The organism is Flavobacterium agrisoli, assembly GCF_016522065.1.
Taxonomy (GTDB): Bacteria; Bacteroidota; Bacteroidia; order Flavobacteriales; family Flavobacteriaceae; genus Flavobacterium; species Flavobacterium agrisoli.
Genome location: NZ_JAEHFV010000001.1, coordinates 912,864 through 936,571 on the forward strand (window position 1 = coordinate 912,864; position 23,708 = coordinate 936,571).

The 23,708-nt window shown below is 32.7% G+C and carries 21 protein-coding genes; 6 read left to right on the plus strand and 15 right to left on the minus strand.

Annotation, left to right across the window (positions count from 1 at the left end; translation table 11 throughout):
* Positions 1 to 50: 50 nt before the first annotated feature.
* The 3 genes from I5M07_RS03870 to I5M07_RS03880 all read right to left on the minus strand — a co-directional run bounded on the left by I5M07_RS03870 (position 51) and on the right by I5M07_RS03880 (position 4,242).
* A complete protein-coding gene (locus I5M07_RS03870; protein ID WP_200104876.1) occupies positions 51 to 590 on the minus strand; it encodes a lipocalin family protein in 540 nt (179 codons plus the stop codon).
* 143 nt (positions 591 to 733) lie between these two features.
* Complete coding sequence (lpdA, locus tag I5M07_RS03875) at positions 734 to 2,137, minus strand: dihydrolipoyl dehydrogenase (RefSeq protein ID WP_200104877.1); 1,404 nt, start codon at positions 2,135 to 2,137, stop codon at positions 734 to 736.
* 179 nt (positions 2,138 to 2,316) lie between these two features.
* Positions 2,317 to 4,242: an amino acid permease gene (locus I5M07_RS03880; RefSeq protein ID WP_200104878.1), complete on the minus strand. Its 1,926-nt coding sequence runs from the start codon at positions 4,240 to 4,242 to the stop codon at positions 2,317 to 2,319.
* A gap of 240 nt (positions 4,243 to 4,482) precedes the next feature.
* On the opposite strand from I5M07_RS03880, the gene I5M07_RS03885 reads away from it, so the two are divergent.
* A complete protein-coding gene (locus tag I5M07_RS03885) occupies positions 4,483 to 5,052 on the plus strand; it encodes a 2'-5' RNA ligase family protein (protein WP_200104879.1) in 570 nt (189 codons plus the stop codon).
* A 62-nt stretch (positions 5,053 to 5,114) separates the two neighbouring features.
* On the opposite strand, the gene I5M07_RS03890 is transcribed toward I5M07_RS03885, so the two are convergent.
* From I5M07_RS03890 to I5M07_RS03900, 3 genes are all read right to left on the minus strand, one after another.
* Entirely contained in the window at positions 5,115 to 6,026 is a 912-nt protein-coding gene (locus I5M07_RS03890) for a LamG domain-containing protein (protein WP_200104880.1), read from the minus strand.
* Positions 6,027 to 6,339: 313 nt separating this feature from the next.
* Positions 6,340 to 7,380, minus strand: a complete 1,041-nt coding sequence (locus I5M07_RS03895; protein ID WP_200104881.1) for a PLP-dependent cysteine synthase family protein — start codon at positions 7,378 to 7,380, stop codon at positions 6,340 to 6,342.
* Positions 7,381 to 7,449: 69 nt separating this feature from the next.
* Positions 7,450 to 9,510, minus strand: a complete 2,061-nt coding sequence (locus tag I5M07_RS03900) for a S9 family peptidase (RefSeq protein ID WP_394369036.1) — start codon at positions 9,508 to 9,510, stop codon at positions 7,450 to 7,452.
* Positions 9,511 to 9,652: 142 nt separating this feature from the next.
* Between I5M07_RS03900 and I5M07_RS03905 the strand changes: the two genes are divergently transcribed.
* Positions 9,653 to 9,973, plus strand: a complete 321-nt coding sequence (locus I5M07_RS03905) for a YbaB/EbfC family nucleoid-associated protein (protein ID WP_200104883.1) — start codon at positions 9,653 to 9,655, stop codon at positions 9,971 to 9,973.
* 57 nt (positions 9,974 to 10,030) lie between these two features.
* On the opposite strand, the gene I5M07_RS03910 is transcribed toward I5M07_RS03905, so the two are convergent.
* Complete coding sequence (locus I5M07_RS03910) at positions 10,031 to 10,609, minus strand: glutathione peroxidase (RefSeq protein ID WP_200104884.1); 579 nt, start codon at positions 10,607 to 10,609, stop codon at positions 10,031 to 10,033.
* A 138-nt stretch (positions 10,610 to 10,747) separates the two neighbouring features.
* Positions 10,748 to 11,701: a phosphoribosylaminoimidazolesuccinocarboxamide synthase gene (locus I5M07_RS03915; RefSeq protein WP_200104885.1), complete on the minus strand. Its 954-nt coding sequence runs from the start codon at positions 11,699 to 11,701 to the stop codon at positions 10,748 to 10,750.
* A gap of 290 nt (positions 11,702 to 11,991) precedes the next feature.
* On the opposite strand from I5M07_RS03915, the gene I5M07_RS03920 reads away from it, so the two are divergent.
* Together I5M07_RS03920 and I5M07_RS03925 are read left to right on the plus strand one after the other, a co-directional pair.
* Positions 11,992 to 12,657, plus strand: coding sequence for a response regulator (locus tag I5M07_RS03920; protein ID WP_200104886.1), 666 nt, complete (start codon positions 11,992 to 11,994; stop codon positions 12,655 to 12,657).
* Positions 12,658 to 12,920: 263 nt separating this feature from the next.
* Entirely contained in the window at positions 12,921 to 14,606 is a 1,686-nt protein-coding gene (locus tag I5M07_RS03925) for a tetratricopeptide repeat-containing sensor histidine kinase (protein WP_200104887.1), read from the plus strand.
* A 1-nt stretch (position 14,607) separates the two neighbouring features.
* On the opposite strand, the gene I5M07_RS03930 is transcribed toward I5M07_RS03925, so the two are convergent.
* The gene (locus tag I5M07_RS03930; RefSeq protein ID WP_200104888.1) at positions 14,608 to 15,105 is read right to left on the minus strand and encodes a metallophosphoesterase family protein; all 498 of its coding nucleotides are present in this window, start codon (positions 15,103 to 15,105) and stop codon (positions 14,608 to 14,610) included.
* Positions 15,106 to 15,214: 109 nt separating this feature from the next.
* Between I5M07_RS03930 and truA the strand changes: the two genes are divergently transcribed.
* Positions 15,215 to 15,982: a tRNA pseudouridine(38-40) synthase TruA gene (truA, locus tag I5M07_RS03935; protein WP_200104889.1), complete on the plus strand. Its 768-nt coding sequence runs from the start codon at positions 15,215 to 15,217 to the stop codon at positions 15,980 to 15,982.
* A gap of 131 nt (positions 15,983 to 16,113) precedes the next feature.
* The gene (locus I5M07_RS03940; protein ID WP_200104890.1) at positions 16,114 to 17,868 is read left to right on the plus strand and encodes an ABC transporter ATP-binding protein; all 1,755 of its coding nucleotides are present in this window, start codon (positions 16,114 to 16,116) and stop codon (positions 17,866 to 17,868) included.
* On the opposite strand, the gene I5M07_RS03945 is transcribed toward I5M07_RS03940, so the two are convergent.
* The 6 genes from I5M07_RS03945 to I5M07_RS03970 all read right to left on the minus strand — a co-directional run bounded on the left by I5M07_RS03945 (position 17,865) and on the right by I5M07_RS03970 (position 23,703).
* A complete protein-coding gene (locus tag I5M07_RS03945) occupies positions 17,865 to 19,688 on the minus strand; it encodes a BamA/TamA family outer membrane protein (RefSeq protein ID WP_200104891.1) in 1,824 nt (607 codons plus the stop codon). The two genes, I5M07_RS03940 and I5M07_RS03945, sit on opposite strands and share 4 nt — an antisense overlap.
* Positions 19,689 to 19,745: 57 nt before the next feature.
* Complete coding sequence (locus I5M07_RS03950; protein ID WP_200104892.1) at positions 19,746 to 20,855, minus strand: AI-2E family transporter; 1,110 nt, start codon at positions 20,853 to 20,855, stop codon at positions 19,746 to 19,748.
* A 157-nt stretch (positions 20,856 to 21,012) separates the two neighbouring features.
* Entirely contained in the window at positions 21,013 to 21,477 is a 465-nt protein-coding gene (locus I5M07_RS03955; protein ID WP_200104893.1) for a hypothetical protein, read from the minus strand.
* 172 nt (positions 21,478 to 21,649) lie between these two features.
* Positions 21,650 to 22,180 (minus strand): mechanosensitive ion channel family protein, encoded by a 531-nt coding sequence (locus I5M07_RS03960; protein WP_200104894.1) that lies wholly within the window; start codon positions 22,178 to 22,180, stop codon positions 21,650 to 21,652.
* Between the two features lie 13 nt (positions 22,181 to 22,193).
* Entirely contained in the window at positions 22,194 to 22,778 is a 585-nt protein-coding gene (locus I5M07_RS03965) for a Maf-like protein (RefSeq protein ID WP_200104895.1), read from the minus strand.
* Complete coding sequence (locus I5M07_RS03970; protein ID WP_200104896.1) at positions 22,771 to 23,703, minus strand: geranylgeranylglycerol-phosphate geranylgeranyltransferase; 933 nt, start codon at positions 23,701 to 23,703, stop codon at positions 22,771 to 22,773. The genes I5M07_RS03965 and I5M07_RS03970 overlap by 8 nt, the downstream gene beginning before the upstream one ends.
* Between the last annotated feature and the right edge of the window lie 5 nt (positions 23,704 to 23,708).

Genomic DNA, 23,708 nt, shown 5'->3' on the forward strand with positions numbered 1-23,708 from the left:
CAAACTAAAAAACATAAAAAAAAGCTCGTTTAGTCACGAGCTTTTTTATTTTATTTATTGTGTGCCACCCAAATTAAATCGGAAGTATTATATCCAATATCTTGCGCTTTTTTCAGATAATCGCTTTTAATGTTCTCTGGGATAGTAGTATCTCTTGATAAAATCCACAGGTTTTTTAAACTTTCTCCTGCAACTAAAGCATATTTATAATCCTTATCAACTGCAATTACATTATAACCAGAATAAAAGGGTCCAAAAAATGAAACTTTTAGCCTACCTATGTTGTCAGCTTCAATAAATTTAGCTTTACCAATACTTTGCTCCCATTTTTCTTTTTTTACATCATATCCCTTGTTGTCTACTTTAATTGTACCGTTATCATTCAACGAATATTCGGCGGTAACATTGTTCATGTCTTTTTCCCATTTATAATCTAATCGGGCAATTTCATACCATTTACCTAAATATTTTGCTTTATCAAAATTTTGAACAGCAGTCGCTTTTTCAGGCATTTTTTTACACGAACACGATGTTACAACCGCGCCAGCGACTAATAAAACCAAGCCACCAATAATATATCTATTTTTCATAATTCTATATTTTAAATTTTAATTAAAGATATTTCAATCCTTAACGCACTCTATTATAGAATTCTATTGAAAATTTACAAGATTTAAAACAAAAAAAAAATCGCCAATAAATTGACGATTTTTGTAATTCTTTGAAGGGGCAATTATACGTGTAATGCTCTATTATCTGTTGCAGCTAAAGCCGCTTCTTTGATAGCTTCGGCAAAAGTTGGATGCGCGTGGCTCATTCTTGAAATATCTTCAGCAGAAGCTCTAAATTCCATTGCAGTTACCGCTTCAGCAATTAAATCAGCAGTTCTGGCTCCAATCATATGAATTCCTAATACTTCATCTGTAGTTTCATCGGCGATAATTTTTACAAATCCATCCAAATCACCACTAGCTCTGGCACGACCTAATGCTTTGAAAGGAAAACTACCCACTTTATACTTTTTACCTTCTGCTTTTAATTGCTCTTCGGTTTTACCCACTGCAGCAACTTCTGGCCAAGTATAGACAACTCCAGGAATCAAATTATAATCGATATGTGGTTTTTGACCTGCTAAAATTTCAGCAACCATTACGCCTTCTTCCTCCGCTTTATGAGCCAACATAGCACCACGCACTACGTCACCAATAGCATAAATATTAGAAGCTGATGTTTGTAAATGATCGTTTACTTCAACTTGACCTCTTTCTGAAATTTTTACTCCTGCATTTTCAGCATTCAATCCGTCTGTATAAGGACGACGACCTACTGAAACCAACGAATAATCTCCTTCAAGCGTAATTACCTCGCCTTTTGCATTTTCGGCTTTAACTGTTACTACATCTCCAACACGCTCAACTGATTGTACTTTGTGGGATGTATAAAATTTCATTCCTTGTTTTTTCAAGACTTTAGTCAATTCTTTAGAAAGCGCTCCGTCCATACCTGGAATAATTCTGTCCATAAATTCAACTACAGAAACTTCTGCTCCTAAACGCAAATAAACCTGTCCTAATTCAATTCCAATAACACCACCACCAATAATTACTAAATGTTTAGGCACTTCTTTAAGCGCTAAAGCTTCGGTAGAGGTAATAATTCGTTCTTTATCAATTTGAATAAATGGCAAAGAAGAAGGTTTAGAACCTGTAGCAATAATAGTATGTTTGGCTTCGATAGTTTCTGAGCTTCCGTCTGCTTTATTCACTGCAATATGAGTAGCGTCAACAAAAGATCCAACTCCGTTAAAAACAGTAATTTTATTTTTATCCATTAAATAATTGATTCCTCCAACAGTTTGATCTACAACACCTTGTTTACGAGCAATCATTTTTTCAAGATTAACTTTTACATCACCAGAAAGTTCTATTCCGTGATCTGCAAAATGTTTGATTTCGGCGTAATGATGTGAAGATGACAACAACGCTTTTGAAGGGATACAACCTACGTTAAGGCAAGTTCCTCCTAATGAATTGTACTTTTCGATAATGGCAGTTTTAAAACCTAATTGTGCGCAACGAATTGCTGATACATATCCTCCAGGACCTGAACCTATAACGACTACGTCAAATGAACTCATAGTTTGATTTTTTTATTTGTGGTACAAAATTAAGGAATTCTGTTTTGTTAAAACTTTAAAGTTTGATGTTTTTTGTGAGGATTTGTTGAATTATATAAAACGTTCTGACATTTTTTGAACTAAAACCGAATGAAATGGGATTTTCACTTTCATTTCCAAGAAACCATTTACAACGCAATTTAACTAAAATTGAGTTTGCTGTTTTTATGACTAAATCCGAAATAAATAACCAAACCAATCAACAACCAAATGGTAAAATAAATCCAGTTCCATACGCTTAATTCGGCCATCATATACAAACAACAAACTAAGCCCAAAAGCGGAATTAAGGATAGGTTTTTTCGAAAAGCCCAAAAAGCCAAACCAATAAGTGTAATCATAAAAATCCACATCGGAATTTTATGTTTAAATAAACTAAAACCGCTTTCGTACTTTAAATTATCGGCAATAGGAAGGTGGGAAACTATTTCTTGATAGTGTTCTGGATTACTTTCGTATTGACTTAACAAATGCTCTAAATCGCTCGTTTTTGTTGTTTTTTGTTCGGTATCAATTGATTGCAAATAGCCAAAAACTGCTTTTGCTTGTGTTTTATTTAAAGAAGTAATAATAGTTTTTGCATCATTAATTTTAGGATTATTTTCTAAAAAATTAATTGTTGCCTGGGTGTTAAAAAACAACGCATAGCCAATTCCAATTAACAACATTACAGGAAAAATGTATTTTGCATTTACGTACGGTGTTTTAAATTTTCCTCTCGGAATATCGGGTTTGTTTTGCAATACCAAAACTCCGGCACAAACCAATACAAAGGCAAACAAAGTTCCTATACTACACAAATCGGTTACCATTGTAAGATTTAAAAACAAAGCAGGAACTCCCACTACAAATCCGGTAACTATGGTTGCAAAAGAGGGCGTTTTATATTTCGGATGAATCGTTGAAAAACGCTTTGGAAGAAGCCCATCGCGACTCATACTCATCCAAATTCGGGGTTGCCCCATTTGAAAAACCAATAAAACACTCGCCATGGCGATTACGGCACTAACTGCTATGATTCCCGACATCCATTTTAAATCCAGTTGATGAAAAACAAAAGCCAACGGATCGCCCACATCTAAAAGATTGTATTTTACCATTCCGGTGAGGACTAAGGCAATTACAATGTACAAAATAGTACAAATGATAATGGCCCACATCATGCCTCTCGGTAAATCGCGTTGTGGATTTTTACATTCTTCTGCTGTGGTAGATATGGCATCAAAACCAATATAAGCAAAGAAAACTGCCGAAATACCTTTTAAAACACCATTAATTCCGTTTGGCGCAAAAGGCGACCAATTATCTGTATCTACATAAAAAACGCCTACGGCAATAACCAACAAAATGATACATAATTTAACCACAACCATTAAATTACTGGCATTACGTGATTCTTTCATTCCGCGATAGACCAAAGTGGTAATAATAATGATGATAAAAAGAGCAGGTAAATCGGCCACAACATGAAAAGAACCTATCGTGGGAGCCGAAGTCCAAGCCATATAAGCCGCTTTAATACCTTCATCTAAATTTTCAAAAGCTTTTCCGTTTTCCATTAAAGCAGTTGCTTCTGCGTAACCATTGGAAGCCGTTAAATAATCCATCTGAATCCATTCGGGCAAATGTATACCTCCGCTTTCAAGCAGTCCTGTAAAATAGTCACTCCATGAAATAGCTACCGTTATATTTCCAATGGCATATTCCATAATCAAAGCCCAGCCAATAATCCAAGCAATTAATTCGCCAAATGCCACATAAGAATAGGTATAAGCGCTACCCGAAACTGGTACTAATGAAGCAAATTCGGCGTAAGCAAAGGCAGCAAAACCGCAAGCCATAGCTGTAAATAAAAACAAAAAAATCACTGCTGGACCTCCATCAGCACTAGCTTTTCCGATTGTACTGAAGATACCAGCACCTACAATAGCGGCAATTCCAAAAGCGGTTAAATCTTTAGTAGTTAAATACTTACCCAACGTATTATGCCCTTCTACTTTATCTTTTTCAACTTGTTTTAATATATCTTCAACGGTTTTTTTACGAAATAAATTAGAAAATGCCATATAGTTCGGGTAAAATTATAATTAATTTTTAATAACGATTTTGCTTTTGTCATGCAAATAATGTAATTTTTACAAACAAAATCAAACAATAGGTAACAATTTTCAATTTTAATAAGTCGAAATGCATTTATAATAATTACCTATCATTCAAATTTAAGCATTTTTACATCAGCGATTATCTATTTTATTTAAGTTTGTTTTTACATTTAAGTCAAAAATTCACTTTTTAAAAATTTTATTATGACCTCCAAATACTCAATTGTTTTTATGCCTGATGCCGATTGGTTAGAGAAAATAACGACAATGAAATTTCAGTTAAGTGATTTAATTGGATGGTATTCTAGCAAAAATGCGCTGGGTCATATTACCATTTGTGAATTTGAAATGGAAGAAAAAAATTTTCCTTTGGTATTAAAAAAGCTAAGTCAAATTTGTGACTCGTTATCAAGTAAAAAAGTGTTTTTTGACCATTATGAAGCTTTTGAAAGCAATGGTACTTTTTTTATTGCACCGAGTTCCGAATCAAAAAAATATTTAAGCGATTTGATGAAAAGAATTAACCAATCCATATTAATTAAGGATAAATTTACCAGCAACACTCCTCATCTTTCTATCGCTCGTAAACTAACTTCCGAACAAATGCAAGTCGCTTTTCAAACTTTTCAAAAAATTTCGATGGAATTTCATTTAAAAAGCTTGTACGTAAGACGTTTTAATAAAAGCAGAAAACAATACGACGTCATTCATGAAATCGAATTTGTAGGAAATGATGAAGTGGGTGCCTTGTTTGGGCAACAATCCCTTTTTTAAATTACAAAAAAAAAGGCTTACTATTTTTTCAAACAGCAAACCTTAAAATTCAAAAAAAAATATTAATTAGCTGTTACTGTTTTAGAAGTTGCATCGCTTATTTTCAACAAATAAGTACCTGCTGGCAATTCACTTATGTTAACAGCTTTTTTTGAGCTTCCTAAGACTTTTTGTCCTTGCGAAAAAATTTCAATTTCTTTTGGAGTTGTACTTATTAACTCTGTTGCTGTTATTACCGTTTTGCTTTGCGTTTGCGAAGTTGTTTTTTTAACTGTTGTTTTTGTTTTTACAGTAGGAGTTTGAGCGACTAGAACAGACGGTTTTTCGTTCAAATATAAACTAGCGACTTCTTGCTGTGTTAAAGCAATATTATAAATTTTCAAATCATCTATATCAGCATTAATTCCTATAGCAGCATTAATTTTCCCTAATTTAAACACATCCCCTTTTGTATAACGAGTTGGAGTAACAGCCGATTTTAACAATTCTCCATTCCGATAAATGCTCGAAGTAGATCCGTCATAGGTTACAACATAATTAAACCAATTTTTAGTTGACAAATCGGTATTGGTTATCAAATCATTGGTTGGGCCCCACCCAGCTAAACTCAAATTTGAATTTGAATTAAAAACAGCTTGATGAATTAATCCAAAATATTGCGCATTATAAGCAGTTCCATATCCCCACACATAATTAGCATCCGAAACATCATTAAATTTTACCCAAATTGAAACAGTACGAGGTTCGTTATTTTGTGGTAAATTTTTAATTACAGCCTCTAAATCCGATTGCGCTAACCGAATGGCTTTATTTGGTATTGCAAAACGATCCGCAACATAAGTAGGTGTTCCCATAAAGGTAATTTCACCAACAGTATTTAAAAGCGAACCATTAAAATTAAACTCTTGGATAGGATTTTGGCCATTAATAGTAGTTAAATGTACTACCAACAAAGTGCATAGTAACTTTTTCATAATAGATAGGTTTAAGGCATTAAAAGCATTATCGCATTTACTACTTCAAAACTATACTGAAACAATTCTGTTAAAAAAAATTACCGTTTATCGGTTCAAAAACTCATTTAAAATCACCCACTAGGTATTTATACGCATTAACATCTATCGAAAAAAAAATTTTTAACTAAAACAATAATAATTCACTAATTCAAATAACATTATAGATAACAATTTTACAAAATATGCATTTAAATGATTTAAAAGGCTTTACAATAAGGCATAAAAAAACTCCAGATTAACTGGAGTTTCATAGTTATCTTTTGATTGAAAATTATTTCACAAATTCAATTTTTTGAGCTTCTTCTTCATTTATGCTATCAAAGAAACCTTGATCGCTCATCCAATCGTCGCTAAATACTTTGCTCATATAACGAGAACCGTGATCTGGGAAAATGGCAATAACATTACTATTCGCATCAAATTCTCCTTCCTCGGCATATTGTTTTATTGCCTGCATAACTGCTCCCGAAGTATATCCAACAAAAAGGCCTTCTTTTCGTGTAATTTCACGAGCTGAATGTGCACTTTCCTCATCGGTAACTTTCATGAATTTATCAATAATATCAAAATCGGTTGCTGATGGAATCAAATTTTTACCTAATCCTTCAATACGGTATGGGTAAATTTCTTTAGCATCAAATTCTTTAGTTTCATGGTATTTCTTCAAAACCGAACCAAAAGCATCTACACCTAAAATTTTAATATTGGGATTTTGTTCTTTTAAATACTTGGCTGTACCAGAAATAGTTCCTCCTGTTCCGCTACAAGCAACCAAATGAGTGATTTTTCCGTTGGTCTGATTCCAAATTTCAGGGCCAGTAGTGTTATAATGCGCATCAATATTCAATTGATTAAAATATTGATTTATATAAACCGATCCTTTTGTTTCCTCGTGTAAGCGTTTTGCAACACTGTAATACGATCTTTCATCATCTGCTGATACGTGGGCAGGGCAAACATATACTTTGGCACCTAAACTACGTAACATGTCAATTTTATCTTTAGACGACTTAGAACTTACAGCCAAAATGCAATTATACCCTTTAATTATACTCACCATTGCCAAACTAAAACCAGTATTTCCTGAAGTAGTTTCGATGATAGTATCACCTGGTGTTATAATTCCTTTTTTTTCAGCTTCTTCAATAATGTATAATGCAATTCTATCTTTTGAGGAATGTCCCGGATTAAAAGCTTCTACCTTTGCATAGAAATTTCCTTCTAACTCTTCGGTGACTTTGTTTAGCTTAATAAGAGGTGTGTTTCCTATTAATTCTAAAACATTATTATAAGCATTTATTTCTTCTTTCATAAAAAAATAGTTAATCGTAGATTATTAACTAAAACACGATAGGTTGCAAATTTAACAAAAAAAAACTAATTACATTTTAATTTTCTCTAAATCTAATAAAAAACTAAACTCTTTTGCAAGTTCTTTAAGTGCTTCAAAACGTCCTGAAGCCCCTCCATGCCCAGCATCCATGTTGGTATCCAAAAACAATAATTTGTCTGTAGTTTTATTTTGCCTCAATTTGGCCACCCATTTTGCTGGCTCCCAATATTGCACTTGCGAGTCGTGTAACCCCGTAGAAACGTACATATTAGGGTAATTTTGTTTTGTGACGTTGTCATAAGGCGAATAGGAAAGCATGTACTCAAAATACTCTCTTTTATTCGGATTTCCCCATTCATCGTATTCGCCTGTGGTTAACGGAATTGTATCATCTAACATCGTTGTCATTACATCAACAAATGGCACTTGTGCAATTACCCCATTATACAATTCGGGCGCCCAATTAACAATTACCCCCATCAATAAGCCTCCTGCCGAACCTCCCTCGGCATATAAATGCGATGCAGAAGTATATTTTTGTTCGATTACATATTTTGAACAGGCAATAAAATCCGAAAAGGTATTTTTCTTTTTCAATAATTTTCCGTCTTCATACCAAGATCTTCCTAAATCTTCTCCTCCGCGAACATGCGCAATGGCATACACAAAACCACGATCTAATAAAGATAAGCGAGTTGAGGAAAAATAAGCATCCATTGTTACGCCATATGAACCGTAGGCGTATAACAAGAGCGGATTGTTTCCATTTTTATTTAATCCCTTACGGTAAATCATCGAAATCGGAATTTTAGTTCCATCCTCGGCCGTTGCCCATACGCGCTCTTCGATATAATTTTCTTTATCAAAAGTTCCTCCTAAAACCTGCTGTTCTTTCAAAACGGTTTTAGTTTTGGTTTTCATATCAAAATCAATCACCGAAGAAGGAGTTGCTAAAGACTGATAACTGTATCGTAAAACATCGGTATCAAAATCTAGGTTGGTGGTTGTAAAAGCGCTATAAGTTTCGCTTCCAAAAGGCAAATAATAATCAGAAGTATTATCCCAAGATTTAATACGAATTCGGTTTAAACCATTAGAACGTTCTTCTAAAACCAAGAAATTTTTAAAAATCTCAACATCTTCTAAAAGCACATCTTCTCGGTGCATGACCACTTCTTTCCAATGCTTCTTTTCGGTTGCATTTTCGGACGTTTTCATCAATTTAAAATTGGTCGCTTTATCTTTATTGGTTAAAATATAAAACTCATTTCCGTAGTGCGAAATACTGTATTCTAAGCCACGAACCCTTTTTTGAAAAATTTTAAATTCTTCATTTGGTTTATCTGCATCTAAAATACGGTATTCGTTTGTTAAGGTACTTCCCGATCCAATTACAATATATTTTCTAGATTTTTCTTTGCTTACCGAAACATTAAAAGTATCGTCAGTTTCGTTAAAAACCAAAACATCATCTTCTATTGGAGAATTTAATGTATGTTTATAAACTTTATCCGAACGAAGTGTTACTGCATCTTGTTTGGTATAAAAAATCGTTGCGTTATCGTTGGCCCAAACAGAACTTCCAGTAGCATTTTCAATCTTTTCAGGAAGAATTTCGTTGGTTTGTAAATTTTTAATTTGAATGGTATAAATACGCCTTCCTACTATGTCGGTTGCAAAAGTGATTAACTCATTATTTTCACTCACGCTTAAGCCTCCTAATTTAAAATAAGCGTGTCCTTCTGCCATTTTATTACAATCAAATAAAATTTCTTCTTGAGCCTCTAAACTGCCTTTTTTACGAGCATAAATAGGATACCCTTTTCCGGTTTCAAATCGAGTGATGTAAAAATAACCGTTGTAAAAATAAGGTACCGAAGAATCATCTTCTTTTATTCGTGCTTTCATCTCTTCAAAAAGCGATTCTTGCATTTTTTGCGTATGCGCTGTACTTTCTTGATAGTATTTATTTTCCTGATTCAAATAATCGATAACCTCAGGATTATTACGGTCATTTAACCAAAAATAGTCATCGACTCTTGTTGTCCCGAATTTTTTGAATGTTTTAGAATTGATTTTTGCAACGGGAAATTGTACTGTTTCAGTCATTTTTTGCGCTCTTGTTTTTGTAAAAGTTGTCGCAAAAATAAGCGAAACTGTCAAAACTACCACTTGGTTTTTCATCTAATTTAACATTGATTATAGATCAGATTTAGTACTTTCGTTAAAATTAATTTTAATACACGACCTAATGGACTTAATGGGAATGATGGGCAAACTTAAAGAAACCCAACAAAAAATTGAAGATACAAAAAAACGTTTAGATTCTGTTTTGATAGACGAACAAAGTACTGATGGCTTATTAAAAGTAACCATAACAGCTAACTCAAAAATTAAATCGATTGCTATTGACGACTCTTTGTTAACCGATAACGAACAATTGGAAGATTATTTAATTGTTACACTTAATAAAGCTATCGAAAGAGCTAACGCTGTTAATCAAACCGAATTGGATGCCGTTGCTAAAATGGATATGCCGATGATTCCGGGCATGGATAATTTATTTAAATAACAAAAAAAAGCTGTATCATTTTTATCATGATACAGCTTTCTATTTTAAGAAATTGAATTAACCTTTAATCCAACTGATAATTTCAGGATCGGTGGGAACCGTTTTAGGATGGATTACTTTTACCAATTCGCCCTTTTCATTAATTAAATATTTTTGAAAATTCCATTCCACTTCCGAATCTTGCAAACCGTTTTTAGCTTTTTGAGTTAAAAATTGATACACCTCGCACATATCTGCACCTTTAACCGAAACTTTTGCCATCATCGGAAAAGTTACGCCATAATTTTGTTGACAAAAAGCTCCAATTTCTTCATTTGTACCCGGCTCTTGCGAAGCAAAATTATTAGCTGGAAAGCCTACAATTACAAATCCTTTATCTTTATACGTTTTGTAAATGGCTTCTAAATCTTTGTACTGAGGCGTTAATCCGCATTTTGAAGCTGTGTTTACAATCATAACTTTTTTTCCTTTTAGCGAAGCAAAATCAAAAATTTCTCCTGATAAATCTTCTACTTTAAACTGATAAATGGTTTCTTTTGTCATTTTTGTGATGTCTTTTTGTTTGTTGGTTTGTGCGTAATTCATACCACTCCAAAAAAGTGTTGCTACCAAAACCAATTGCAATATCTTTTTCATAATTTTTATTTTTATAAAGTTAATCAAATTCATTTTCAAGTTGTGTTAAAATAAAAAATCAAAGTAGTTAACAATTCTAATTTTCATTGTTACCACTTTGATTTTTATACATTACTTTAAAATCAACTCAATAACGAATTATTTCGAAGCAAGATACGTTACTACATTGTTATAAATTCGCTCTTCGATATTATCAATATCGGCTTTTTCAAATTTTTCGCCAATAATATTTTCATATAACTCAATATATCTGTCCGAAACCGTTTCGATATAAGCATCGGTCATATCCGGAATTTGTTGCCCTTCTTTACCTTGAAAACCATTTTCGATTAACCAACGTCTTACAAATTCTTTCGAAAGTTGTTTTTGCTCCTCTCCTTTTTCCTGTCTTTCTTGGTACCCATCAGCATAAAAATAACGAGAAGAATCGGGCGTGTGAATTTCGTCAATTAAAACAATTTTACCTTCTTTTGTTTTTCCAAATTCGTATTTGGTGTCTACCAAAATTAAACCTTTGCTGGCTGCAATTTCGGTACCTCTTTCAAATAATGCTCTGGTATATTTTTCTAAAACCAAATAATCTTCTTCTGATACGATTCCGTTAGCCAAAATTGCTTCGCGTGAAATATCTGCATCATGTTCGCCATTATCTGCTTTTGTTGTAGGCGTAATAATCGGCTCCGGAAAACGGTCGTTTTCTTTTAAACCTTCGGGCATTGTTACACCACAAATTATTCTTTTTCCTGAAGCATATTCGCGATAGGCATGACCAGATAAATAACCTCTAATTACCATTTCAACCTTAAAAGGTGTACACAAATGACCAACGGCTACACTAGGATCTGGAGTTGCAATTAACCAATTGGGTACAATATCCCGCGTAAGCTCCATGAATTTGGTAGCAATTTGATTTAAAATTTGCCCTTTATACGGAATTCCTTTTGGTAAAACTACATCAAAAGCCGAAAGTCTATCTGTAGCTATCATAACCAAAAGATCATCGTTTATGTTATAGACCTCACGGACTTTACCGCGATAAACCGATTTTTGATTTGGAAAATTAAAATTAGTAGTGGTGATTGTATTGCTCATTTGAAATATTTTCGTTTTATACAACGCAAATTTAAAACTATTTCGTTGAGTAACATAATGAAAAGTTTATTCGTATCGCTTTAATTTCAATTTAAAAGCAAGACCTTATATTAAAATTCTGTTCAACAGATACAGATTCACACAATTGGTAATTAATGTGTTTTTTTGTTTTGTTTAAATTTTATTAAAAAAATATGATTATTTTTACTTTTGGTTACAGAATGTTGTGTTTTTTTCAAACGTAACTAGCTGTAAATAATAATCCTTTTACTATTTCGTTTAAATAAATTATGACAGAAAAAATACGAATTCATCTTGCCGACGATCATCAGGTTTTACTAGACGGACTAAGCAGGCTTATACATACCGTAAAACACTACGAAGTGGTAGGAACCTCTCTCGATGGTAACAACATTTACGAGGAAGTGCTGGATAATCAAAGCTCTATTTTGGTGTTGGATATTAGTATGCCTCAAAAAGACGGTATTGCTGTTTTAAAAGAATTCCAGCAGAAAGGATTTCCTTGTCGGGTGATTGTTTTATCGAGTTATGATGATCTTAAAATAATCAAAGAAGTCATGAATTTAGGTGCAAGCGGTTATTTAACCAAAAAATGTGCTGGCGAAAATATTTTGGAAGCAATTGAAACGGTAAATGAAGGAGAAGAGTATTTTTGCAAAGATGTTCGTTCTAAAATTTTTGATACGTTTAGCAAAAACAATCCAAAATTAAATGCTTTTGAACCACAAAAACACGAATTACTTACCACACGAGAACTCGAAATTGTAACCTTAATTTCACTAGAATACAGCGGTAAAGAAATTAGCGAGCAACTGTTTATTAGTACTAATACTGTTGAAACACATCGCAAAAATATTATGAAAAAATTAAAAACAAAAAATACTATTGGCTTGGTAAAATACGCTATCAAAAATAATTTGATCAAAGACAATTAAAAAACTCCTTGTGGTTGATTATTACAAGGAGTTGTGAAAAAATTATTGAATTAAGATTTTTTCGATCTTGCATCTGGCTTACCTCTTTATCACTAAGTTGATCGAGAGTTGCCTTTTTTTCTTTTTTAATTGTATGGGATTGAAAAGCGAAACCAATTAAAATTACTGTCATTACTAAAACTGCTTTTTTCATGTTTCTAGTTCTTTAATAGCTAACAATACAATTACACAAAAAACCTACATAAAAACGTTTAAAATAATTAATGAAATCAAAAATCAAAATATTTAAACTGCTGTGTTGTGTTATCATTCCATTTTTAACTTACCCACAAAACAAAAAAAATTCTAAAGAATACATCACTAAATTATCTAAGCAAGCTGTAGCAAATTTATGTGAAAATAAATATGAAAAATCTTTAGTTCAAGCTCGCGAAGCACTCGAGCAATCTATAATTTTAGACGATAATAATTTAATTGCTCAAAATTACAATATAATAGCAGCCAATTTTGATGAATTATCTGAATCGAATAAAGCTCTTTATTACTACAGCAAAGGATTGATCTATGCGGAAAAAACCAATAACCCAAACCTTTTAAAACAGATTTATAACAACCTTGGTAATATCTATTGTTTTGATAAAAAAAATTATAGCAAAGGAATTGATTATTACAAAAAATCGCTCCGATTTAGTGCTATAGCAAAGGATTCTGTACAAATCCTTTCAACGGAAATGAACATTACTTGGGCTTACTTTGACATTAATGAATTTCAAAAAGGATTCCCTTATTTAAAATTCTCTAATAAAAATCAAACAAAATATGGCGATGATGAATCGCTTACAATTTTGCAATTGCTTAATGGTATGTATTATACCTATATTAATGATACGGTTGCTGCAAAAAGTAATTTTGAAAATGCTATTAATCAAGCAATAAACCAAAATGAAAGTACCGATTTAAAATACATTTATCAAGAATATTCTAAATATCTATTTAAAAACCAACAAGCAGATCAGGCGTATATTTATTTAACTAAATATGATAGTTTAAATCAAAAGATAACTTCTGAAGAAAAACAAAATAAAATTAATATAACCGGAATCAATCTTGAATTAGATGAATACAAACGTGAATTAGAAAAAATAGAAACCCTTTACCGCGACAAAGAGCAATTATTAAAATACGAAAAATCCAGAAACAAAAGGGTTATTGGTATCATGGTGTCACTTTTTGTTGTTTTTGTGATTTTGTTTTATTTCTTTTTTCAGAACACCAAACTGAAACAAAATAATAAGTTAAAAGATGTTCAACGTAAAATTCAGGATAACCTCATAAACGCTAGTATTGATGGGCAAGAAAGAGAACGCATTCGGATAGCGGCTTTTTTGCATGATAACATTAGTGCGATGCTTTCTTCGGCTGGAATGCACTTAAAAACCGTGCACTCTGAAATAGAAAATATACCCGAAGAAATTACAAAAACGGCAGCTATTATCGATGAAGCACACGATCGTGTTCGGGATTTATCCCACGAATTGCTTCCTACTTTATTAGTTCGTTTTGGACTTTTTTATGCCATCGAAGATTTATGTGAAAAAAATTCAAATTCTAAAATTCATTATGAATATTTGAGTACAATTCCGACTAATACTCGATACAATTCTAAATTCGAAATGCGGGTTTATTTTATCATTTCTGAACTTTTAAACAACATCAACAAACACAGTAAAGCAACAAAAGCACAGGTATCAATCAATTTAGGCAACCACGAATTGCTTTTTCATGTGCATGATAATGGCAAGGGATTCGATTCGAAAAAAGTAAACATAGAAGGTTTTGGACTCAATCAAATTCGCGCTCGAATTAAAAATTTAGATGGCGATTTTAAAGTCAATTCTAAAATAAATTACGGAACTTCTGTCAAAATGCGAATTCCGATTTTATATTAAATTAAGCTCGTTGTTCCAATTCAATAATTTCTAAATCTTTAATTTTATCGGCATCGATTACAAATCGCAACATGGTTCTTACTTTATGAAAACCACTTTTTCCTGCAGCTCCAGGATTCATGTGCAAACAATTGATTCTTTTATCAAATTGTACTTTTAAAATATGAGAATGGCCACAAATAAACAATTGTGGCGGATTAGCTAACAATTCGGCTTTAATTTTAGGATTGTATTTCCCGGGATATCCCCCAATATGCGTTATTAATACCGAAACATTTTCGCAAATAAATCGGTTGTTCAGCGGGAATTCGGTTCTTGCTTTTGCGTCATCAATATTGCCGTAAACTGCTCGTAAAGGTTTGTGTTTTTTAATAGTATCGGTTACGTGCAAATCGCCAATATCGCCAGCATGCCAAACTTCATCGGCTTGGCCAACGTATTTCAAAATAACATCATCAAGATGACTATGGGTGTCCGAAAGAAGCAAAATTTTTTTCAATGGGTATTCTTTTTGATTTTATAAAAAAGCTAAGATACTACCCTTTTATGAGTAATAGTTCAAAAGAAAACTTTGTACCTTTGCACCCACACTTTATTTAAGCAAAAAATTGAGATATTTTATACAATTTGCATACAATGGCACGCATTATCACGGTTGGCAAATACAGCCTAATGCCAGCTCGGTGCAAGAAACATTACAAAAAGCACTTTCTGTTTTACTAGCTACCGATATTATTTTAATGGGAGCAGGACGCACAGATACAGGTGTTCATGCCCGAAAAATGTTTGCTCATTTTGATTACGAGAAACATATAAACAAAGCTCTTTTAGTATACAAAATCAATTCTTTTTTACCTAAAGATATAGCAGTACATCATTTTTTTGAAGTAAGTCTAGAAGCGCATTGCCGCTTTGATGCTACAAAACGGACTTATGAATACCACATTCATACGCTCAAAAATCCGTTTATAGACCAATTAAGCTGGTATTTTAGTCAGCCGTTGGATGTGGAGTTGATGAACAAAGCGGCTCAAATTTTATTACAACACACCGATTTTCAATGTTTTTCAAAAGTGAATACCGATGTAAACACTTTTGATTGCACTATTTTTGAAGCATATTGGAAGCAAGAAGGTGAAAAATTAATTTTTACTATTTCGGCCAATCGCTTTTTGCGAAACATGGTTCGTGCCATTGTGGGTACCCTAATCAATATTGGCTTACGTAAAATAAATTTAGCCGATTTTGAAGCCATTATTGCTAGTAAAAATAGAGAAAAAGCAGGTTTTTCGGTTCCTGCTCACGGCTTATATTTAACCGAAATTGAATACGATAACCTGAACCCTAGCCCTGATTGCAGCGAAAAGCTTTTGTGAAAAAAATACTGATTTTGTGTTTTTTGCAAGGCGACCAACGGAAGCCTTGAGAAAAACAAAACAAAAGCGTATTTTTGAGGAAAACTTGTAGCGAAAAGCAGGAAACAGCTCCTGAACCTGATTAAAAAACAATGAAAGCAAAAGCATTTGATACCCGATTATTTAAGCGGATTTTAACCTATACAAAGCCTTATCGTTGGCGTTTTAACGGTGTAATTGTGTTTGCCATTTCGCTTTCTATTTTTGCCGCCCTTCGTCCGTATTTATTAAAACAGACCGTAGACAGTTACATTCAAACTCAAGATAAACAAGGGCTTTTGTTGTATGTAGTTTTAATGGGAATGGTGTTATTGGCCGAAGTTTTTTCGCAATTTTATTTTGTATACTGGGCCAATTGGCTGGGACAAGATATTGTAAAAGACATTCGAACCAAACTTTTCAAACATATTTTAAGCTTTCGAATGAAATATTTTGATTTGGTTCCGGTAGGACAATTGGTTACCCGATCGGTTTCGGATATTGAAGCTATTGCGCGCATTTTTAGTCAAGGTTTGTTTATGATCATAAGCGATTTGATGAAAATGGTTGTAGTACTCATTTTTATGTTTTACATGAACTGGAAACTGACTTGGATTGTGATTGTAGCCATGCCTGTTTTGGTTTTTATTACCCGTATTTTCCAACGAAAAATGCAAGTTGCTTTTGAAGAAGTACGCACGCAAATTGCCAATATGAATTCGTTTGTGCAAGAGCGTGTAACGGGGATGAAAATTGTACAACTTTTTAATCGCGAAAAAATTGAATACGAAAAATTCAAAGAAATAAATCATAAACACAAAACAGCTTGGATTAAAACCATTTTATACAACTCCATTTTCTTTCCTATTGCCGATATTATTTCGTCATTAACGCTTGGATGCGTGGTGTTATATGGCGGAATGCGCATTTTAAATGGCGATCAATTTACCACTTTTGGTGATTTGTTTTCGTATACAATGTTCATTTCGATGTTGTTTAACCCATTGCGTCAAATTGCAGATAAATTCAACGAAATGCAACTCGGAATGATTGCAGCCAATCGTGTTTTTGATATTATTGATACCCAAGACCAAATTCAGGATACTGGAAAAATTGAAGCTCCCATTTTTGAAGGAAAAATCGATTTTAAAGATGTTCACTTTGGTTATATCCCCGAAGAAGAAGTGATAAAAGGCATCGATTTATCGGTTGAGGCTGGTCAAACTGTGGCGATTGTAGGGTCAACCGGAGCAGGGAAATCAACTATTATCAATTTGCTGAATCGTTTTTACGAAATAAATTCGGGAACCATTTTTATTGACAACGAAAACATCGAAAATTATACTTTGGCCTCTTTACGCAAACAAATTGCGGTGGTTTTACAAGATGTATTTTTATTTGCCGATACCATTTTTAATAACATTACACTTAATAATCCCGAAATTTCAAAAGACCAAGTTATAAGAGCGGCAAAAGAAATTGGTGTTCATGATTTTATAATGACACTTCCTGGCGATTATGATTTTGATGTGAAAGAACGTGGTGTAATGTTATCTTCGGGGCAACGCCAATTAATTGCTTTTTTACGTTCATATGTTAGCAATCCAAGTATTTTAATTTTAGATGAAGCCACTTCTTCGGTTGATACCTATTCTGAAGAATTGATGCAACGCGCCACCGAAACCATCACACAAGGACGAACTTCTATCGTAATTGCTCATCGCTTGGCGACTATTGTCAATGCGGATAAAATCATCGTAATGGATAAAGGGAAAATTGTAGAAGAAGGCAATCACCAAGAGCTTTTAACCAAAGTTGACGGATATTATAAAAATTTATACGATTCGCAGTTTATGGTCGCCAATTAATTATAATCGACTGTTTGGGGTTTGTTGAGTGCAAAATTTGGAAAACTAAAATCGGTGGTTTCAAAAGCGTTCGTTTTAAAATTGCTTCCGCCTTCATAAGGAACCGAAGGATAATACGAAATAGAAAGTTGAAAGGAACTAAAAACCAAATAATCATTATTAATTAATAAGCCTAAACTCAATTTAGAAAACACTTTACCTTTCATAATGCTGCGTTTATCATCGCCTAAAATTCCAACCGAGCAATTGAAATAGGGATTTAAACGAAAACCCCACAATTCTTTGGGTGAATAGGTTTGGGTTTGTAATGTCAGCATCATTTTACTAGTTCCATAAATCGCGGTATCAAAAGCTGGCAAACCATTGTCATCATTCAAATTGAGCATATCGCCAATAGAATTTTGTCGGTTTACACCAATTATCAATTCGGGTTTTACAAATTGTCTCAATTTCCAAGAACCTAATTCTAGCAAATTGGTAAAATAATTCAGTTCTAAATTAAAAGCTGTTTGGTATGTTTTCCCCTCATAAAAATAGGTTCCTGCCTGGAAACTGGTGCTAAAATACCCGTAATTAAAATAATTACCATAAGACAATTCGGTCCCTATATAAGGTCGCCAAATATTATTTTTATGCTGGTATCCGCCAGTAATAGAAAAAGTTCTTCCAGTAGGAATATCCTCAGTAATTCCGTATCTAAAAATGTAACTATCCTTCACGAATTGTTGCGTGTTTACGCCTACTGCAACTAAAATTTGCTTTTCATTCGAAAAAAAATCAATTGGATCATAATCTAGAGTAGGGCTTTCTAAATAATCAATATCCAAATAGCGCCCAGAAACAATCAAATTAGTTGTTCTGTCTAAATTAATCTGGTTTTTAAATAATCGGAAAGCATGACCCAACCAATAATCTTGGCTGTTGTACTTAAAATTTTGCATTTCATACGAGAAATCAGGTCCTTGCAAACTATCCCGGCGAAAATCTTGTTTTAAATCGATTCCCCCACCCCATTTTGCTAATGGCGAATAAAAGGGACGGTTTATACTGATTCCTTTACTGTAATAATTATTCAAATCGTTTTTGTAATATAGTCCAGTATTGACAAAAGTATTTTTAATGTTGGGGACAAAATACGACACATCATTAGCATTTTTCCCATCATCAAAACGGTTTGTAAATTTGTATTTGAGTTGATGTCCTATTCCAAAAACATTTCGCTCATCAAAACCAACCGTTACCCTAGAGGAAGAAGCAGAAAATTTAGGAAGCAAACTCCAAGAGTCCAAAACACGAACTGTAACATCAACCGAATCATTATTTTGCGATAAAATTTCTTCTGTAATCAAGGCACTTCGAATGTATTTTTGGGTACGAAGAATACGTTCGGATTCTTTTATTTTAAAACCGTCATAAGGTGTGTTTTTTTTAAACAACAACAAGTTTTTTATAGCGAGTTGCTTGGTTTTTAAATGCAATCTATTTCCGGTTCGTTCTCCCCAATTTCGAGGTTTTCTAGTGGTATCTGAAATAGAATTCCCAAAAGGATCTAAGGTAATAATGTTTATATTTCGAATAATTTTTCCTTCAGCTTCTAACGAATTTTCGTGATGAATTACCGCTTCTGGCATTTTTTTTGGTTTAGCCGAACGAAACATGAGTTTGTGCATGAGTTTGGTAAACTTATTTCGTTGCGAGTAATTTTTAATATTTTGATATAAATCAGTACTGTCTTTTTTCGATTGTGGTACTTGCGCACAAGCAATATCCGAGATACAAAATCCAATCAGCAAAAGAACTATTTTAAAAAACGTAGGCATGCTGCATAGAGATTTAAGAAAGTGTACCTTTTAAAATTACCAAATTTGATTGTTTTTTTAAACATTCCCTTCTACATTTTTATTGGATTTAATCTTCCAAATAAATTTTTTAGGCAAATGATTTCCCATTAAATACCCCCAAGGTTCAAATCCATCCAAACGATCAAAAATAATTTTCAGAATAGCCAATAATGGAATAGCTAAAAACATACCCGCAATTCCGGCTGTAGCCCCACCCACAATAATTCCGATAATGGAAACTAATGCATTGATTTCGACTTTAGAATTGATAATTAAAGGCACCAAAATATTATTATCCAAAAGTTGAACCACAATATTGACCACTAAAATACCGATTAAAACACTCATTTGGGGTGTTCCTGATAACGAAGCAATGACGGTTAAAACACCTGCAATTACAATTCCAATATACGGAATCATGTTTAAAATACCCGTTATTAGTCCCAACAAAATAAAATACTTTATTCCAATAAAATAAAGTCCTGCACTGGTTAAAACCGATACGGCAACCATTTCTAGCAGCAATCCTAAGATATAATTGTTGATTGAAATTTTTATCTGACACAAAATCTCTTTGAGTTTTGCGTGGTTTTCTTTTTTAAACAACTTCGATAAAAACAAGATAAAATGATCTTTATACAATAAAAATAAAAAAGTGTAAATGGGAATTAAAGTACTGTCAAGTAATACGTCGGTTACCGAAACTAGCATGGTTCCGATGCTTTCGTTTCCTTTTTTGACAGAGTCTTTCGTTACATCTTCTAAATATTTTTTTTGCTCCCAAATGCTCACTTTAAAATGCTCTTTGATGAATTTATGGCATTCGTATAAAAAAGAATTAAAATTTTTCTGAATAATATCAAAATCACTCGAAATAGCACTTATTTGAAAAGAAATAAATGTCAATATTCCTATAACAACTGCAACAAAAAACAACACCGAAATTAAGGATGCTAATGTATTATATAGCTTCAATTTCTTACGTAAAAAACTATGAATAGGTAACAAAAGAACCGCAAACAAAAAAGCTAACAGTACTGGTTTAAGCACATTTCTTCCGATAAAAAAAATCAAACCAATGCTTAATAAAGTAATGAAAATAGAGGCAATTTTTATATAAAGCGGCGGAGTATAGTTAGTCGTCATATTAGGTGAAATTTTATGGCTAGGATTAGGTTTTCTTACTTCAAATTTCTTTAATTATAACGAAATTAAATTACAGGATTCAAGTTGTTTTTTATATAATACTTACACCGAGTATATTCATAAAAAAAGAGCACTTATTACAGTACTCTTTTGCTTTTTAATGTTTGTGTTTGTCATGACCTTTTCCTTTTTTATCATAATCTCTATGATTATCATGATGATCATGATGATCATGATGGTCGTTATAAGCATAATAATTTTTTCTTTTACCGTAATCTTTATGGTATTTGCTCATGTGTTTATCATGATAAATATATGGTGTTCTACCATGATAATCATTAATAACTACGGTACGTCCTCTACGTAAATCGTAGTTTTTGTAAACTACTGGTAAGTTACGCGAACGTATCCATCTTCCTTGGTTTAAATAAACATATTGTGTCTGTCTGATATCGTAATACACATCAATATCGGGTAAAAAATAATAATCGACATTGGCACTAACGGCAGGTCCCCAAACAGGAGGTGTGCCAATATTTACATTAACAGAAACTTGTGCTTGCATACTAGAAGCAGCAAATAATAAAACTCCTAAAGCGGTCGTTAATTGTAACGTTTTCATACTTTCTAATTTTTAAGATTTGGATTTGATTGTCAAAATCCACATATCGTGCCAAAAAATCAGAAACAAAATTTAAAAACCTCTTTTAAAGTCAAAAAAACAAGAAAAAAAAGAAGCAAACTATTTATTTTCAAATAATTAAAAAACCTCTTTTTTTTCCTAAAAAAGAATATTAATCGAAAAATTCATGAGGAGAAGTATGCGAATCAATTATAGAAATTCCTTTTTGCAGAATTAAATTATTTGGATAGACAATTCGTTCTCCTTCTTTCGTTCTTAAATTAAGATGAAAAGCATTGATGTCGATAATTTCAGCTTCTATTGGAAAATCTTTATCATGAATGCGAATAGTATCGCCAATTTTAAAAGGAAAAGAAAAAAACAAAATCACACCTGCAGTAATATTACTCAAAATAGACCATTGCGCGATCATGGCAACACCAATTACGGTGGCTAAAGAAGATACCGTAAAAAAGATATCTTTCGTTTCGACTCCCCAAATAATTATTAAACTAATTACCGCGATGATATTCAATAAAATGCTAATGTATTTTATTACCAAATTGGTACGGTGTTCGATACTTTGATTATTTTTCGCATAATTCCGAACCAATTTTGCAAAGAACATTCTGAGCAAAAAAAGCAGAATCACGACTATGACTGAAGTAAATATCTCTTTAAAATAATTATTAAATACAAACATGTCATTCATTTTTTTATTCTAAATTACTCAAAAAATCAAAAACTTTAGCTGTGGGCAACCCCATTACATTGGTATAAGAACCTTCTATTTTGGTTACTGCCACAAAGCCAATCCATTCCTGAATTCCGTAAGAACCGGCTTTATCAAAAGGTTGGTATTTTTCTAGATAATATGCTATGGCTTCATCCGAAAGTTCGCTAAAAGTAACTTTGGTAACATCTGAAATAAGGGTACTTTTTTGAGCCGTTTTAAAACAAACCGAAGTTATAACTTGATGTGTACTATTTGATAATGATTTTAAAATAGTAAAAGCATCTGCTTTATCTTTGGGCTTTCCTAATGCTTTATTTTGATGCCAAACGATAGTGTCACTGGTAATTAAAATATCATTTGACGCTAATTGTCCTTCAAAAGCAGCCGCTTTTAATTCGGCTAAAAAATGGGTGATTTCTTCTGCTTTCAAATTGTCGGGATAAATTTCGTCTACTTCTTTAACTCGAATTTCAAAATCCAAATCTAAATCTTTAAAAAACTGTTGCCTTCTTGGCGAACCCGAAGCTAAAATAAGATTGTATGAAGCTAATTTTTCTTTAAGCATAATATTTTAGATTTGAATTGTACGAAATAACTAAAACTCCCAAAATTCCAAAAAAGATAATCCATTTTAAAACTGTGCTCAAATGATGAAAATCAGATGTGGTTTTGGCAACACAAATTTTGACCATAAAATACAATAAAGGCGCTAAAATGCATACAAAAGCATAGATGGCTACTAGGAACAAATTATTGGCTACAAAATAATCTTTAATATAAAATAGTAACAATAAAAAAGGAACAAGTGCAACCAAAAAAACAAGTTTGGCCGTTCTAGAAATTCCAATAATGATAGGTAATGTTTGCAAACCTTGGTTATAATCGCCCTTTACATCTTCCATATCTTTGACAATTTCGCGTAAAAAATTAATCAAAAAGGCAAAAAAGGCAAAGTCCATTAAAATAGAAAACAGACTTTTCATTTGCAATTGATTGATGATGTTGGTCACCGGATACAAATCGAAAACACCAATAATTATCACACTAAATGCTAGTAAAGAAGCTACAACTATATTTCCAACAATCAGAATTTGTTTTAAAGTGGTGGCATAAAAATAAAGCGCTGCAGCTACCAAAATAAATAAAGAAGCCAAACTTGGTTTCCCGATTATATTAGCCAAATAAAAACCCAGAGCTACACCCGAAATATTTAATACAAAATAAATATTATAGGCAGCAGCTTCGGTAATTGATTTTCCTACCACGACATTTTGAGGTTTGTTAATAGTATCCGACTCTTGATCAAAAATATTATTAATTACGTAACCCGCAGCTGCGATTAAAACGGTACTAATTACCAGCAAAATATAATTAAAATCACTTAATGCTAAAGGCGAATTTTGATAAGCCATAAATCCAAATCGAAAAACCAATTGCATAAAGGCCAACAAGAGTAAATTTTGGTAACGAACCAATTGTAAGTATTTCATTTTGG